This is a genomic window from Telmatospirillum siberiense, assembly GCF_002845745.1.
Lineage (GTDB): Bacteria > Pseudomonadota > Alphaproteobacteria > Rhodospirillales > Magnetospirillaceae > Telmatospirillum > Telmatospirillum siberiense.
Genome location: NZ_PIUM01000026.1, coordinates 25,516 through 39,729, shown reverse-complemented (window position 1 = coordinate 39,729; position 14,214 = coordinate 25,516). Strand labels below are relative to the sequence as shown.

The following is a 14,214-nucleotide window of genomic DNA, read 5'->3' as shown; positions in this document are numbered from 1 at the left end:
CTCCCGGAAGAGAAAATTCGCGCGCGTCCACCCGATTGTCCCGCCTCCAACGTTAGTGTTGGGCCGAGAGAGGCGTGGCCCGGGCCGGGGTGGTGACGGCGGACGGGGTTTTGGAAGACAGCGTCGGCAATTTGCATTCCGGCGTGTGGGCGGTATAGACGACCGTGCCGCCGGCCTGGACGCAGGCGGACGGCAAGCTGTAGGTCGCCTTGGCCCGGTAGTTCTGCAGGCTCTGGCCTGTCGTCGAATCCGCCATGGCGGTGGAGCAGAACGGCAGGGACAGGCTAAGGACCAGCAACGACCAATAGACACGCATCGGGGCGCTCCTTGAATTCTTCGGGGGTTTGCTTGCCCAGTACCACGCAATGCGCGTGCCATGACGGCGCCTTGCCCCGTGTTTCGATGAGTGTCGTTCATCGAAACACGGGGCAAGGCCCATTGCGGGCCGCGGTGATCTGTTCCGATCATCGCGATTTGGTCTCCTCGGCGACCCCTTGGTTTCGATAGTCGAATGCCGGGTTTTGCCCGGCCGACCCGGCATATCCTGCCGGACAGATCTTTCCCACCGGTAACGACGGTTACGCCGAAACGCCTTGTTTTCTGCGTCATTTTCGTGTGGCCCGGATATTGCTATCAGGCTTGTCAGGAGAATTTTTGGGAGACGCGCCATGGCTCAGAGCCTTTCCGCTGACGATTGCATACATTTCATTGGCCGGCCGGTCCGCGATTTCATCGGGGGGATGAAGCCGGTGACCGTCAGTGACTTCATGGATCACCGCCCGGCTCCCAAGGTTCCCACGCCCTATCGCCGCGCCTGCCTGGCCAGCGACCCTCATGCCGCAGGGCCGCAGTCGCAGGTCGACCAGTTGATTTCCGATCTGATGGACATCATCGTCCGCGCCGCGGACAACAACGGCAAGGCCCCGACGTCCGAATCCAAGGAAACGGTGGAAGAGGTCGTTGCCCTGTCGATGATGCAGGCCCTGCTGCAAAAGCAGGTTTGCTCCAGTTTTTAAGCCCACCGGGTTGCCTGGGAAAAACCGCCGCCTTTTCATGAGGCGGCGGTTTTTTCATGCCCCGGCTCAGATCATCCGGCGCAGCGCTGTCATCACCATGCGGAATATGACGCCGTAAGGGGGATAGAGCAGGCTGATGCCGCTGCGCCGGCCTTGCAGAAAGACCGTCTTTTCCTGGCTGAAGGTGCGGAACCCGTATTCGCCGTGGTAGGCGCCGGAGCCCGAGGCGCCGACGCCGCCGAAGGGGGCGTTCTCCTGCCCGGCATGCCATAGGCAATCATTGATGGTCACGCCACCCGAGACGGTTTCCTGCAAGACCCGCTCGCGCTGGCCATGGTCCTCTCCGAACCAGTAAAGAGCCAGGGGCCGATCGCATTGACCGAGGCCGGCGATCACATCGCCCAGATCGTCGTAGGTGAGAATCGGCAGAATGGGCCCGAAAATCTCCTCCTGCATCAGGCGCATCTCGCCGGTGGCACCGAGAACCAGGGTGGGCAGGAATTTTCGCAAGGAGGGGTCGGCGGTTTCCCGTCCGGGATTGATCTCGATGATCGTCGCCCCTTTCGCATGGGCGTCGGCCAACAGCGCCTTCAGGCGGGTGAAGTGCCGCTCGTTGATGATGCTGCTGTAGTCCGGGTTGGCGATGATGCGGGGATAAAGGCGGGTGATCGCCTTGCGCAGGAGGTCGACCAGATGCTCCTCATAACCGGTGGGCACCAGCGCGTAGTCCGGCGCAACGCAGGTCTGTCCGGCATTGACCAGTTTGCTCTGGGCCAGCCGTAGCGCCGTCTTTGCCAAATTCGCCGATGGGTCGACGATCGCCGGAGATTTTCCGCCCAGTTCCAGGGTCACCGGTGTGAGATTGGGGGCCGCCGCCGCCGCGACCAGCCGGCCGGTCTGGGCCGAACCGGTGAACAGCAGGTGGTCGAATGGCAGGGCGACGAAAGCCCGTGCCGTTTCGGCGTCCGGGTCGACGACGAGCAGTTCGTCCTCGCCGAACACGCGTCTGGCCAGCTCCTGGAAAAGGGCGGCGAAACGCGGGGTGGAGTCGGATGGTTTGATCATCACCCGGTTGCCGGCCGCCAGGGCGCCGACCGCCGGACCGGCGGAAAGCTGCAAGGGATAATTCCACGGTGCGACGATGCCGACCACGCCCAGCGGCTGGCGGATCAACCGGGTTTGCCCCGGACGGAAATGCCGCGCCGTGGGAAGGCGCCGGGTCTGCATCCATGACCCCAGGTGGCGCTTGGCATTTTTGATGGCGGCGAGGACCGGCAGGATTTCCATCATCTGTGTTTCGTGATGGGAGCGATGCCCGAAATCGGCCGAAATGGCTTTGGCGAAGGCGCGGTCGTGCCGTTCGATCAACCTCGCCAGGCGATCCAGCCGGTCGGTCCGCCGCTTGCGGTCGGGCGCCATATCCTGAAGATAGGCTTGCTTTTGGATTTGAAAGGCTCGCCGCAAATGTTGGGCGCCGGTTGTTGTTTCTGCTGTCGCCTCGTCATCGGCGAGGCCGTCTGGGCTCGACATCGTCATCCTCTTGTTCCGCTGAAAGCACCGAGCGGAGGAAGGTTAGTTTCCGCCCTGCCAACGTCGTCGGCAAGGATCGTGATTCCTCGCCGCCGCAACGCAGCCTTGCAAAGAGCTAAAAAAAACCCGGGAGGAGCGATCCTCCGCACTTCCGGGCATGGTCTATTCGAGTGACGCATATGTTCAGGGATTCCGCCGTCGGCCAATACTCTTTATGCTGTCTCAGTTTCGAGACGATCAGGAGGCGGGGCTCAATGGCGATACGCTTCGATGAAATAGGTAAAAGATTGCGGGCGTATCGGCTGGGGCAAGCGCTGACCGCCGAGGAAATCGCCGAAAGGCTGGGAATTTCGCGCGCCGCGGTCTATCGCATCGAGAGCGGTGACGTGGTCAAGGTCGAGACCCTGGAGCGTTTGGCGGCCGTTCTCGAAACGACGACGGCCTCTCTCCTGGGCGCGGGTGTCGAATATTATTCGAGCGCGGTCGGTTATTTCGAAAGGATGCGGCAGGTTGAGGAGGAATCCGATCAGATCGTCGCGCATTTTCCGCTGCTTTCCTATCTGCTGACCTCCGACAATTACCCGGTGTACCTGCGCAAGGCCTTGATCGAGGCCTTGCCGTCCTCTCTCGACGACCGGGCGAAGATCGAGCAGGAAATCGACGCGATCATCACCATCCTCGACGAACGGAAAAAGGCCAGGAGGCGCCGGGCGTTGAGCGTGGTGAACTTCGTCAGCCTGCCCGAGATCGAACGTTTCCTGAAAATCGGTATCGTGGGCGGCTTCGACCTGCCGGCCGACGAGGTGATGCGGCGGCGGCAGGCGGCGCGCACCGAGGTCGAGCATCTGCTTTCCCTCATCGAGCGGGAGCCGATGGGCGTGCAGATCGGGCTGATCGACGAGACCCTGCCCAACATCACGTTTCAGCTTTTCCGCACGTCCGAGCGGACCGTGCTGGGCTTGAGTCCCTTTCGCCTTGGCGTCGAGCTGCCGAACGTCCGCATCGGCGTCGCCATGGTCACCGCCGACGAACAGCCGGTGCGCCTTTACGAACAGCTCGCGGAAGATCTGTGGCGGCGCGCTCACAAGGGCAGCGAGGCTGCCGCGTTGCTGCGCGCCGTGCTCGATCGCTCGGGCATCGGCGCGCCTGAAATGCGCAAGGTCTCTTGAGAGAGGGAAGAGGCCGCTAGGGTGATCGCGGTTGATTCCCCGTCATTGCGAGCCTAAAGGCCAAGCAATCCACCCATTAGCCGGCCTGGCTTCATAGTCTTCTCCCTCGCCCCTCGTGGGAGAGGGCGGGGCCCGCCGCGAAGCGGTGGGAGGGTGAGGGGGAAAGTCGCGCAGAACCTGAGAGCTTTCCTCCGCCTGTCGGCGAAAATGCCCCCTCATCCCAACCCTTCTCCCACGAGGGGAGAAGGGCTTTTGCCCGCCTTGTTCCCCCCTGAGCCGGCTTGCCGCCCGCGATCAGGCGGGCTTTTCCTCGCCGAAATCGGAGATACCGCCATGGGCGGCCGACCATTTGGCCGGTTCGTGCAGGAAGCTTTCCACCTCGGCCAGGACGCTCGGCGAGAAATGGCCGCTTTCCTTGGCCACCTTCAGCACATCCCACCAGGTGGTCAGATAGTGAAGGTTGACGCCCAACTCCTTCATCAGTTCGCCGCTCTTGGGGAAGATGTCGTAATAGAACAGCACGAAACAGTGGGTAACGTCGGCCCCGGCCGCGCGCAGCGCCTGGCAGAAGTTGACCTTGCTCCGCCCGTCCGTGGCCAGATCCTCGACAAGAAGGGTGCGCGCGCCCACCACCACTTCCCCTTCGATCTGGGCGTTTCTGCCGAAGCCCTTGGCCTTCTTGCGCACATACTGCATCGGCAGCATCAGACGGTCGGAAATCCAGGCCGAGAAGGGGATACCGGCGGTTTCGCCGCCCGCCACATTGTCGATCGATTCATACCCGATGTCGCGCACGATGGTCGCCGCGGCGAAATCCATCAGCGCCGAGCGCAAGCGCGGGTAAGAGATAATCTTGCGGCAATCGATATAGACCGGGCTGGCCCATCCCGAAGTAAAGAAAAATGGCTTTTCGTTATAGAAATGAACAGCCTTGATCTCCAGCAGCATTTTGGCCGCTTCAAGCGCGATTTTCTCTTTATCGACAGGCGGGAAAAAGACTGTCATAGTAGGGATTCTCCAGGTTTGAGCGCGCGTCGTCGCTCTCACAAGCGACGCTGTGACGGGTGTATGTTTGAAATCGGCAAACGGCCTCTTCTAGACGATGAGTCTCGGGAGGTCAACCGTCCGCCTGCAAAACCATACGCTCTTGCCGGAAATTTATCGTCTATCCGCCGATGGAATCCGTTTACGCCAGTTCGGCGGCACCGATCTTGTTGAGCAGGGCGAGCCGTTCCTCCGGCGGGGCGGCTTTCGTCCGTTCCGCCATTTCGACGAATTCGGTGAGGCGGCCGAGCGCCTGTTCGGCGACGTTGATGGCCAGGGGTTCGCCGTCATAGGCGTCGGCGAAGCGTCCGGCGAGATCGACGAGAAGCCGCGCCAGGGCGGCCTGCTCCGGATGGTCGGCCAGCAAGGCCAGTCCTCTGCGCTGGAATTCCCGATAGGTGAGCAGGGCTCCCTTCTGGAGACGCAGCCAGTCCAGCAGTTCCTTCATCATTCACTCCACATTTTTTGGATGGTCGCCCGTCGAGGCCTCGCAGGCGGGGCTTCCGGATGGCGTCAGAGACGGGGCGCCAGGGTGTTGCGCCCGCCATGCCAGGTCGACCAGGCGACCGGGTCTTCCAGAAACCGCTCGACTTCGGCGCGGTCGGCCGGCGCCAGCCGGTCGCCGGCGTCGGCGTCGAGCACATCGGCCCAGGTGGACAGCGCATGCAGGGTCAGCCCCGCTTCGCGCAGGCGGTCCTCGGTGCCGGGAAAAACGCCATGATAAAAGATCGTCAGAATATGCTCGACCGTGGCGCCGGCGGCGCGCAGGCCCCTGGCGAAGGCGAGCTTGCTGCCGCCATCTGTGGTCAGGTCATCCATCAGAAGGACCTTCAATCCCTCCACCGGACCGCCTTCGACCTGGGCGTTGCGACCGATACCCAGGGGACCCTTGCGCACGTAGCGCAGTTTGAGTCCCGTCCTGTCGGCCAGCCAGGCGGCGAAAGGAATGCCGGCGGTCTCCGCTCCGGCGATGGCGTCGATCGCTCCCGCGGGGAAGTCCTCGGTCAGGCGGGCCAAAGCCAGATCGGTCACCGCCCGGCGCCGTTCGGGGTCGCCAAGAAGGACGCGGCAGTCGACATAGACCGGGCTGGCCCAGCCGGCCGCCAGGATGAAAGGCTGTCCGCAACTGACATGGATCGCCCCGGCTTCGAACAGAAGCTGGGCGACGGCCCTGCCGATTTCGTCCGCGCTCATCGGGGGGCTCCCTTCACCGACCAGGGCAGCGGCTCGCCGCCACGGAAAACCAGGATCTCCTGGTCGCCGACGGAGATCACCGGGGGGGCTGTGCAGGGCGTTCGCTCCAGCGTGACGGTGCCGTCGTTCGATTGCAGGCCGTAGAAGCGCGCGCCGTTGAGCGAGGCGAAGCCTTCCAGCCGGCCGAGCGCGTCTTCCTCGTCGAAGACCTGCGCATAGCATTGCAAAGCGGTGGCGCCGACGAAGACCCCGGCGCAGCCGCAGGCGGACTCCTTGGCGCTCTTGAAGTGCGGCGCCGAATCCGTGCCGGCGAAGAAGCATCCCTCGCCGGATGTGGCGGCCTTGCGGAGCGCCAGGCGATGGCGTTCCCGCTTGGCGACCGGCAGGCAATAGAGGTGGGGGCGAAGGCCGCCCTGGAAGAGCGAGGTGCGGTTGATCATCAGGTGATGGGGGGTGATGGTGCCGCCGACCCGCGATGCGTGGGCGCGCACGATGTCTGCGGTCTCCGCCGTGGTGATATGTTCGATGACCACCTTGAGGCCCGGATGGCGAGCCAGCAGCGGCAGCAGGCTCTGTTCCATGAACACCGCTTCGCGATCGAAGATGTCGACGGCCGGATCGGTGGCTTCGCCATGCACGAGAAGCGGCATGCCGATCCGTTCCATGCGTTCCAGAACGGGCGCCAGGGCGGGCAGATCGGTGACGCCGTGATGGGCATTGGTGGTGGCACCGGCCGGGTAGAGCTTGGCGGCGATCCAGGCGTCGTTGACATAGCCCCTTTCGATCTCGTCGGGCGAGGTGGCGTCGGTCAGATAGCAGCTCATCAGGGGCTGGAAATCGGATCCTTCGGGGCGGGCGGAGAGGATCTTCTCGCGATAGGCGTTCGCCGCGGCGACGGTGGTCACCGGGGGGGCCAGGTTGGGCATGATCATGGCGCGGGCGAATTGCGCGGCGGTGCTGGGCAGCACGGCTTCCAGCACGGCGCCGCCACGCAGATGCAGATGAAAATCGTCGGGGCGGCGAATGGTGATGCTTCGGGGGGGCTGGACGCCGCCGCCTTCCGCCACAGTGTCCTCGGACTTCGCCTCGCTCATTTCTCCGCCTCCGTCAGGGCCGCACGCATGACGGCGATGCCGGCCAGAAAATCGCCCATGTCCATCGCTTCGTTCGGATTGTGCGAACCTTGCTCGTTTCGCACGAAAATCATCGCGCTGGGAATGCCGACATTGGCGAAGACCGCGGCATCGTGCCCGGCTCCGCTGGGAATGTCTTCATCGGGCAATCCTAGCCCGCGGGCCGCCGTTTTCAATCGCTGAATCCATTCCGGATCCATGGTGGCCGGCGCCGAGTCGATTCTGCGGTCGAGTTTGAATTCGACCCCCCGCTCGTCGCCGATCATGCCGCATTCCGTCAGGAAAAGCTCGTAGAAGGCCTCAAGGGTTTCCCTGCTCTGGCTGCGCACCTCGAAGGAGAAGCGGACAAGGCCGGGAATGCGGGCGATGGCGTGTTCCTGGGGATCTGTGCCGAACACGCCGGAGGTGACCACCACATCCCGGCCGCGTTCCAGCATGGTGCGCCAATGACGGTCCAGATGGGTGATCAGTTCGGCCGTGGCGAACACCGCGTCACGGCGCAACCAGCGCGGCACGGCGCCGGAATGGCCGGCCTCGCCGACGCATTCGACCACGCGGTGACGCAGATTGCCCCGGATGCCGGTGACGATGCCGATGGGCAGGTCGCGGGCCACCAGCACCGGTCCCTGTTCGATATGCAATTCGATCCAGGCGCCGACGCGTTTCGCGTCGAGCAGGGGCTCGCTTCTGGCCACGCGCTCGACGTCGACGCCGACCTCTTTCATGCATTCGGCCAGGGTCCGGCCGGTCCTGGCGTCGCGGGCGGCGAGATCGGCGGCCTGCAGGCGGCCGAAAAGAGCGTTCGACCCCATGTAGGCGGTGCCGAAACGGGCGCTTTCCTCGCCGCGCAGGGCGTAGAGCTTCACGGTGCGCCGCGGCCGGAAGCCGTCCTCCTTGAACCCGGCTAGAATGGCGAGGCCGGCGACGACGCCGGCGGCGCCATCGTAATTGCCGCCCTGGCGCACGGAATCGAGATGCGAGCCGCAGGCCAGGAAGGGCCGGTCTGGCTCCCGTCCTTCCAGGGTGACGATCAGATTGGCCCCGGCGTCCCGTTCTGTCGTCAGGCCGAAGGCTTTCGCCTTGGCTTCGATGATGTCGATGGCGGCCGATTCGCCTTCGCCGTAGCTGGCGCGGGTGATGCCGACGGAATCGCCGGTCCTGGCGCGAAGCGCCGCGAACAGCTCCTCGGCCAGGTTCCGATCTCGCGCGTCCTTGATCACGGTGATGCTCTTCTGTTCGGATGGGGCGGTCATGATGCGGGGCTCAACCAGGAAACGTCGGGCTCGTCGGCCTCTTCGATGACGGTGGCGCCGATCAGATCGGCCACCCGAGGAATGTCGCGGCGCTGACAGAAGGTGGCCAGGCCGTCGATGATGTCGACCATCACCGCCGGCTTCACGAAGGTCGCCGTGCCAACCTGCACGGCGCTGGCGCCGGCCAGCAGATATTCGGCGGCGTCGTCGGCGCAGGAAATGCCGCCGCAGCCGATCACCGGAATGCCGACCGCCCTGGCGCACTGGAAGACGTGGCGCAGGACGATCGGCTTGACGGCCGGACCGGACAGGCCCCCCATGATGTTGCCGAGGCAGGGCTTGAAGGTCTTCAGATCGATGGCCATCGACAGGATCGTGTTGGCCACCACCACGGCGTCCGCTCCGGCGGCTTCCGCCGCCCTGGCGACCTCGGGCATGTCGCCGGTGTTCGGCGTCAGTTTCATCCACAGCGGCAGATTGGTGGCGGCGCGCAGATGGCGGGTCACGTTCTCGGTCGATTCGGCGCGCATGGCGAAGGCCTTGCCGTCCTCCTCGATGTTCGGGCAGGAGATGTTCGCCTCGATCGCCGCCACTCCGGGAATGCTCAACTCGGCCGCCAGGCTGGCGAATCCTTCCGCCGTGGGGGCCGAGATGCTGACGACGAGGGGCGTGTCATAAGGGGTGTAGCAAGGCAGCGTCCGTTCGATGAAATAGGGCACGCCCTTGGACGGGATGCCGATGGCGTTGATCATGCCGCCGGGCTGTTCGACGACGCGCGGCAACGGGTTGCCGGCGCGCAGTTCGCGGGTGATGGTCTTGGTGACCATGGCCCCCAGGCGGTTGAAGTCGATCACGCTTTCCAGCCCTTCGGCGAAGGTGCCGGATGCCGGCATGACCGGATTCCTCAGCGTCAGCCCGCCGATGCGGACGGACATGTCGATGTCGCGCGTCTCGCTCATGGCAGCGCCTCCATCAGGTCGAACACCGGGCCGTCCCAGCAGACGCGGCGGCTGACGATCTCGCCGTTCACGTTGAAGTCGCGAACGCAGCAATGGCAAAGGCCGATACCGCAGGCCATCTGCTGTTCCATGGCGACCTGTCCGGGCAGATCGAATTCCCGGGCCAGCCTTTGCTGGACGCCCATCAGGCGGCTCGATCCGCAGGTGAAGAAGGCGTCGCAGCGGCCTTCGGCGATCAGCCGCCGCAGAAGGCGTTCGACGTTCGCCGGCCCGCTGGTCGACTGGGAATCGGTCACCGTGATCACCTCGGCGCCGTGATGCCGGAAAAGCTCGACGGACACCAGGAGGTCGGGCCGGCGCGCGCTCAGGATGGCGGTGACCCCGATGCCCCTCGCCTCCGCCGCCTTGGCCAGTGGCGCCAGCGTGGCGAGCCCGGCCCCGCGGCCGACCGCCACGATGTGGCGACAGTCCGCGTTCAAACGGAAGCCCTGGCCGAGCGGCCCCATGATGTCGAGCCGGTCGCCGGCCCGCAGCGTTTCCAGGCCGCGCGTGCCGAGCCCGGCCACTTTGTAGAGGAATTCGACCCGGCGTTTTTCCGGATCGACGCCGTAAAGGCTCATCGGGCGGCGCAGGAACGGCTGCCCGCCGCCGGGCGGCTGGGGACAGAGAAGCTGAAAAAATTGGCCTGGCCTGGCCTGGGCGGATTCCTCTCCGCAGTCGGCCACCAGATGCCGGTATTCGGCGTTTATCGCCCGGTTGTCGACCACCCGGGCCAGTTCGGAGACGACGCTCGCCTTCCAACGCGCGTGGGAGTCATCCTCCTCCGCCGGGGGCGGAGGAGGGGGAGTCTCAGGGGATAGATCGCGGTGGACCGCCATGTCTTCGATCCTTCCTTTCCCGCCGCTCAGGCGAGTTCCGCTCCGCGGCGCTCGGGGATCAACAGCCACATGGCGATGATATCGAGCACGTAAAGGGTGGCCAGCAGGCCGATGGCCATCTCGAAGCTGTAGGCGGTGGCGATGGCGCCGACCACCACCGGACCGAACCCGCCGACGCCGCGTCCGATGTTGAACAGCACGTTCTGGGCGGTGGCGCGGGCCGCCGTCGGGAACAGCTCGCTCATCAACGCGCCGTAGCCGCCGATCATGCCGTTGACGAAGAAGCCCATCACCGCGCCGGCGACAAGCAGCTCCATCGGGTCGGTCAGCCGGGAGTAGACGGTGACCATGATGGCGGCGCCCAGCATGTAGCTGAAGAAGGTGGGGCGGCGGCCGATACGGTCGGCGATATGACCGAACAGGAAGATCCCGACCGCCATGCCGGCGATGGTGACCGCCGTCCACATCGCCGATTGCGTCAGCGCGAAACCGAAGCGGCTGGACAGATAGTTGGGCAGCCAGATCATCACGCCGTAATAGCCGAAGTTCTGGACCGAACAGAGAATGACCATGCCCAGGCTGAGCTTGGCCGTCTCGGCGTCCTTGACCAGAAGAAACAGCGACGACTGCTTCGGCCGCTGCTGGACGACCTTGGCCACGAAGATCTCCGGCTCATGCAGAGAATGGCGGATGAAATAGGCGGCGACGGCCGGCAGGATGCCGACGGCGAACATGCCGCGCCAGCCGATGATCGGCAGCAGGAAGGGGGTCACCAGCGCCGCCGTCAGCACGCCCAACTGCCAGCCCAGGCCGACATAGGACGAGGCCCGGGCCCGTTTGGCGGCCGGCCAGGCCTCGGCGACCAGCGCCATGCCGATGCCGAATTCCCCGCCCAGGCCGAGACCGGCGACCGTGCGGTAGAACAACAGGTCCCAATAGCCCTGCGCCACGGCGCAAAGGCCGGTGAAGACGGCGAAGATGACGATCGTCCAGGTCAGCACGCGCACCCGGCCGAAACGATCCGACAGCATGCCGAAAACGAAGCCCCCCAACACGGCTCCGATCAGGGTGGCGGTCACGAAGGAGGCGCCTTGCGCCGGCGTCAGGGCGAGATCCTTGGAAATGGCTTTCAGCATGAAGCCCAGGATCAGCAGGTCGAAGCCGTCCATGGCATAGCCGAGGGCGGAGCCCAGCAGGGCTTTTCGGGCCGTGGCGTCGACGACGGTCGGGCTTGTCGGAATATTGGTTTCCGCGGTTGCGGTCTGGATGTCACTCACGGTGGATCCCCCTCTTCCTTCCATGGGGCCGGATGGCCCTTAATGACAGGGAAAGAGAAAACTATATTCACAAAGAAATCTCAGCATCAAGCACAAATCTTATTTTTGAGACAGCGTGAGACTGTGCAGGAATACCCAGGCTTCCTGGGGGATTTGGCCATTCCAAGGGACCGCCGGGGAGGGACGCCCGTGCGGAGTTCTACTCCTTTTCCGCCATCGCGGCTTCGAGCTGGTCGAGCAGGCGGTCCATGCGTCTGACCAGGGCGCGGTAGGGTTCGGGGCTGGCCAGATCGGGACCGGCCTTCCTGACGATCAGATAGGGATCGTCCGAACCGCCGGCCTTCAGCATGTCGAAATAGCGCCGGCGCAACTCCTGGTCGCCTTTTTCGATCCCTTCGGCGAAATAGGCCGCGGCACTGATCGACGTGGCATATTGATAGACATAGAAGTCGTTGTAGAAATGCGGGACATAGGCCCATTCGACGCCGTAGAGGTCGTCGATTTTCATCACCCCCTCGGCCTCGCCCATGTAGCGCCGCAACAATCCCAGATAGATCTTGCTGAGCCCTTCGCCGGTCAGGGGATCCCCCCGTTCGATGGCGGCGTGGGTCAGGGCTTCGAATTCGGCGAACATCGCCTGGCGGAAGAAGGTGCCGCGCAGGAGCTCCAGCGCCTGGCTGAGCGCGTAGATCTTCTCGGCCTTGGTGCGCGAGCGGGCGATCACATGGTCGATCAGCAGCATTTCGTTGGTGGTCGAGGGGATTTCGGCGACGAAGATCGAGTAATCGGCGGTCTCGAAAGGCTGCGTCCGGTTGGTCAGGACCGAATGCATGGCATGGCCGAATTCGTGGGCCAGCGTCGAGACGCTTTCGTATTTCCCGGAATAGCTCATCAAAACGTAAGGATGCACGTCATAGGCGGAGCCGTTCATATAGGCGCCCGAGCGCTTGCCCCGCTGGGGCTGCGCATGCATCCAGCCGCCCCGGAAGCCTTCGTCGAGATCCCGGACGTAATCGTCTCCCAGGGGGGCGAGCGCCTCCAGCACCAGCCGTTCCGCCTCGGCCATGGTGTAGTGACGGGGGGGCGCGGCGAAGGGCACATAGATGTCGGAATATCGGAATTCCTTCAGGCCCAGCAGCTTCTTGCCGTCGGCGAGATAGCGATGCAGGGTCGGCAGGCCGTTGTGCGCCTCGGCGATCAGGGTCTTGTAGACATCTTCCGGCACATTGTCGCGGGCCAGCGCCTGGGCCATGGAATCGGGGTATTTCCGGGCCTTGGCGGCGAAGACCGTGCCGCGCAGGTTGGCGGCGTAGGTGGCGCCGAAGGTCCGCTCATAGGTTTTGAACACAGGCCAGAAGGTGGCGAAGACCTTGCCGCGCACCTTGGGGTCGCGGTCGTCGCGATGCGCGACATATCCCTCCTGGTCCAGCGTGACCTTCTTGCCCCGGATGTCGACGCCGGGCCAGGGGATGTCGGCGTTGGCCAGCAGGCCATAGATCGATCCCGGCTGTTCGAGGGGCGTCTGGGCGGCGGCGAGCAGATTTTCCGCTTCCTGTCCCAGGGTGTGGCCCGCTTCGCGCAGGATCGTCTGCAACTGATAGCGGTCCTTCGCCAGTCCCGGTCGTTCGGCAAGGAAGTCCTCGATCCTCTGGCGACCGAGCGCGATGATCTCGGGGTTGAGGAAGGCGATGCGTTCGTCGAGCTTGTTCCTGAGATCGTCGGCCCGTTGCCGGCGGACCTGATTGGCCTCCACGCGGGTGTCGGCGTCGGCGGACAGGGAGGCGTAGGTGTCGAGCCGGCTCACCCGCTTCTTGAGAGCCCAGATCTTGTCCAGGCCCGCTTCCAGCGTGGCGCCGTCGGTCAAGGTGCCTTTGAGCGCGGACAATCCCGGAAGTTCGGCTTCGATGGCCTGCCGCTCGGCGTCCCACGCCGCGTCCGTCGCGTAAAGCGGGCGGAGGTCCCAGGCCATGGCCGGCGCCGCCTCGGACGCCGCCGCGATGGCGGTGCCGGCGGGGGCGAGGGCCAGGCAGGCCACTCCAAGCGTGCGGGCGAAACGTCTCATTCATGCTCTCCGGGGGACTTAGGGACGGGGCCAGCTTAGACGCCTCGCTCCGGCGGGGAAAGCATGACAAGGGCCCTATCCGTCCGCGTCGTCCGGGCGGATGCGCAATTTTTCCTGCCAGCCGGCGATCATCGTGGTCAGGCTGTCCTGCGTGACGCCGTCGAAGCGCATCAGCGCGTGGCAGACCGGATCGGCCAGCAGTTCCGCCAGGGACGGCTCCTCGTTGCCGGCGTAAAGATCCTTGCGGGGCTGGGTCGCGGTCTGCTGGTCCTCCGTATTGCGCTCGCTTCCCGTGGCGGGGTCGGTGGGGTGGTTCGTTTCTGCGCGCAAGGCTCCCTCCGGTGTTGCCAGCGTTACGGCGGCGCCGATCAGCCACGTGCGCATCAGTTTCTGCCACATTTCGGACCTCCATCGGCTTTTGCGATGGGGCGCACTATCGGCAGGGAAAGCGGCAGAATTGGGGCCGGTGCCCCAAAAAGGGAAGTTATCCCCCGCTTTTTGAGAGGTCGGCCTTCGTTTCGGGAAATGGTCGGGGGCGCCTTAAGGCTTCTCCCGTTGCCTCTGGTTCCCCAATGGCATGAAAGGAACCCCCGGATATTTTGAACCACCAAGGCACCAAGGCGTTTCCCGAAAAATCGGGAGATTGACTCGGTTGAGGCGCCGCGAAGCTTTCGTTCGCTATTCAGCGTCACGTCGCTG

Annotated in this window: 14 protein-coding genes; 2 read left to right on the top strand and 12 right to left on the bottom strand. The window is 64.5% G+C overall.

Annotated elements, in window-relative coordinates; genetic code table 11:
• Nucleotides 1–52: 52 nt before the first annotated feature.
• Nucleotides 53–316 (bottom strand): hypothetical protein, encoded by a 264-nt coding sequence (locus CWS72_RS19480; RefSeq protein ID WP_101252312.1) that lies wholly within the window; start codon nucleotides 314–316, stop codon nucleotides 53–55.
• 352 nt (nucleotides 317–668) lie between these two features.
• Between CWS72_RS19480 and CWS72_RS19475 the strand changes: the two genes are divergently transcribed.
• A complete protein-coding gene (locus CWS72_RS19475; protein WP_101252311.1) occupies nucleotides 669–1,016 on the top strand; it encodes a hypothetical protein in 348 nt (115 codons plus the stop codon).
• Between the two features lie 66 nt (nucleotides 1,017–1,082).
• Here CWS72_RS19475 and CWS72_RS19470 read toward each other — a convergent pair whose 3' ends face one another.
• Entirely contained in the window at nucleotides 1,083–2,552 is a 1,470-nt protein-coding gene (locus tag CWS72_RS19470) for a coniferyl aldehyde dehydrogenase (RefSeq protein WP_206747704.1), read from the bottom strand.
• A 248-nt stretch (nucleotides 2,553–2,800) separates the two neighbouring features.
• On the opposite strand from CWS72_RS19470, the gene CWS72_RS19465 reads away from it, so the two are divergent.
• A complete protein-coding gene (locus CWS72_RS19465; protein ID WP_101252310.1) occupies nucleotides 2,801–3,715 on the top strand; it encodes a helix-turn-helix domain-containing protein in 915 nt (304 codons plus the stop codon).
• Nucleotides 3,716–4,009: 294 nt separating this feature from the next.
• Here the strand turns inward: CWS72_RS19465 and CWS72_RS19460 are convergent, their stop codons facing one another.
• The 10 genes from CWS72_RS19460 to CWS72_RS19415 form a co-directional block, all read right to left on the bottom strand.
• Nucleotides 4,010–4,720: an orotate phosphoribosyltransferase gene (locus CWS72_RS19460; protein ID WP_101252309.1), complete on the bottom strand. Its 711-nt coding sequence runs from the start codon at nucleotides 4,718–4,720 to the stop codon at nucleotides 4,010–4,012.
• A gap of 181 nt (nucleotides 4,721–4,901) precedes the next feature.
• Entirely contained in the window at nucleotides 4,902–5,210 is a 309-nt protein-coding gene (locus CWS72_RS19455; protein ID WP_101252308.1) for a hypothetical protein, read from the bottom strand.
• 62 nt (nucleotides 5,211–5,272) lie between these two features.
• Nucleotides 5,273–5,953 carry an orotate phosphoribosyltransferase gene (locus tag CWS72_RS19450; protein ID WP_101252307.1) on the bottom strand — a complete coding sequence of 227 codons (681 nt, stop codon included), beginning with the start codon at nucleotides 5,951–5,953 and terminating at the stop codon, nucleotides 5,273–5,275.
• Nucleotides 5,950–7,047 carry a dihydroorotase gene (gene pyrC / locus CWS72_RS19445; protein WP_101252306.1) on the bottom strand — a complete coding sequence of 366 codons (1,098 nt, stop codon included), beginning with the start codon at nucleotides 7,045–7,047 and terminating at the stop codon, nucleotides 5,950–5,952. Before pyrC ends, CWS72_RS19450 begins: the two co-directional genes overlap by 4 nt.
• Complete coding sequence (locus tag CWS72_RS19440) at nucleotides 7,044–8,339, bottom strand: Zn-dependent hydrolase (RefSeq protein ID WP_101252305.1); 1,296 nt, start codon at nucleotides 8,337–8,339, stop codon at nucleotides 7,044–7,046. The genes pyrC and CWS72_RS19440 overlap by 4 nt, the downstream gene beginning before the upstream one ends.
• A complete protein-coding gene (locus CWS72_RS19435; RefSeq protein WP_101252304.1) occupies nucleotides 8,336–9,298 on the bottom strand; it encodes a dihydroorotate dehydrogenase in 963 nt (320 codons plus the stop codon). The genes CWS72_RS19440 and CWS72_RS19435 overlap by 4 nt, the downstream gene beginning before the upstream one ends.
• Entirely contained in the window at nucleotides 9,295–10,176 is an 882-nt protein-coding gene (locus CWS72_RS19430) for a dihydroorotate dehydrogenase electron transfer subunit (RefSeq protein WP_101252303.1), read from the bottom strand. The genes CWS72_RS19435 and CWS72_RS19430 overlap by 4 nt, the downstream gene beginning before the upstream one ends.
• A gap of 26 nt (nucleotides 10,177–10,202) precedes the next feature.
• On the bottom strand, nucleotides 10,203–11,453 hold the full coding sequence (locus tag CWS72_RS19425; protein ID WP_241911813.1) for an MFS transporter: 1,251 nt from the start codon (nucleotides 11,451–11,453) through the stop codon (nucleotides 10,203–10,205).
• Nucleotides 11,454–11,652: 199 nt separating this feature from the next.
• The gene (pepF, locus tag CWS72_RS19420) at nucleotides 11,653–13,515 is read right to left on the bottom strand and encodes an oligoendopeptidase F (RefSeq protein WP_101252301.1); all 1,863 of its coding nucleotides are present in this window, start codon (nucleotides 13,513–13,515) and stop codon (nucleotides 11,653–11,655) included.
• Between the two features lie 75 nt (nucleotides 13,516–13,590).
• Nucleotides 13,591–13,914 carry a hypothetical protein gene (locus tag CWS72_RS19415; protein WP_101252300.1) on the bottom strand — a complete coding sequence of 108 codons (324 nt, stop codon included), beginning with the start codon at nucleotides 13,912–13,914 and terminating at the stop codon, nucleotides 13,591–13,593.
• Nucleotides 13,915–14,214 lie beyond the last annotated feature (300 nt).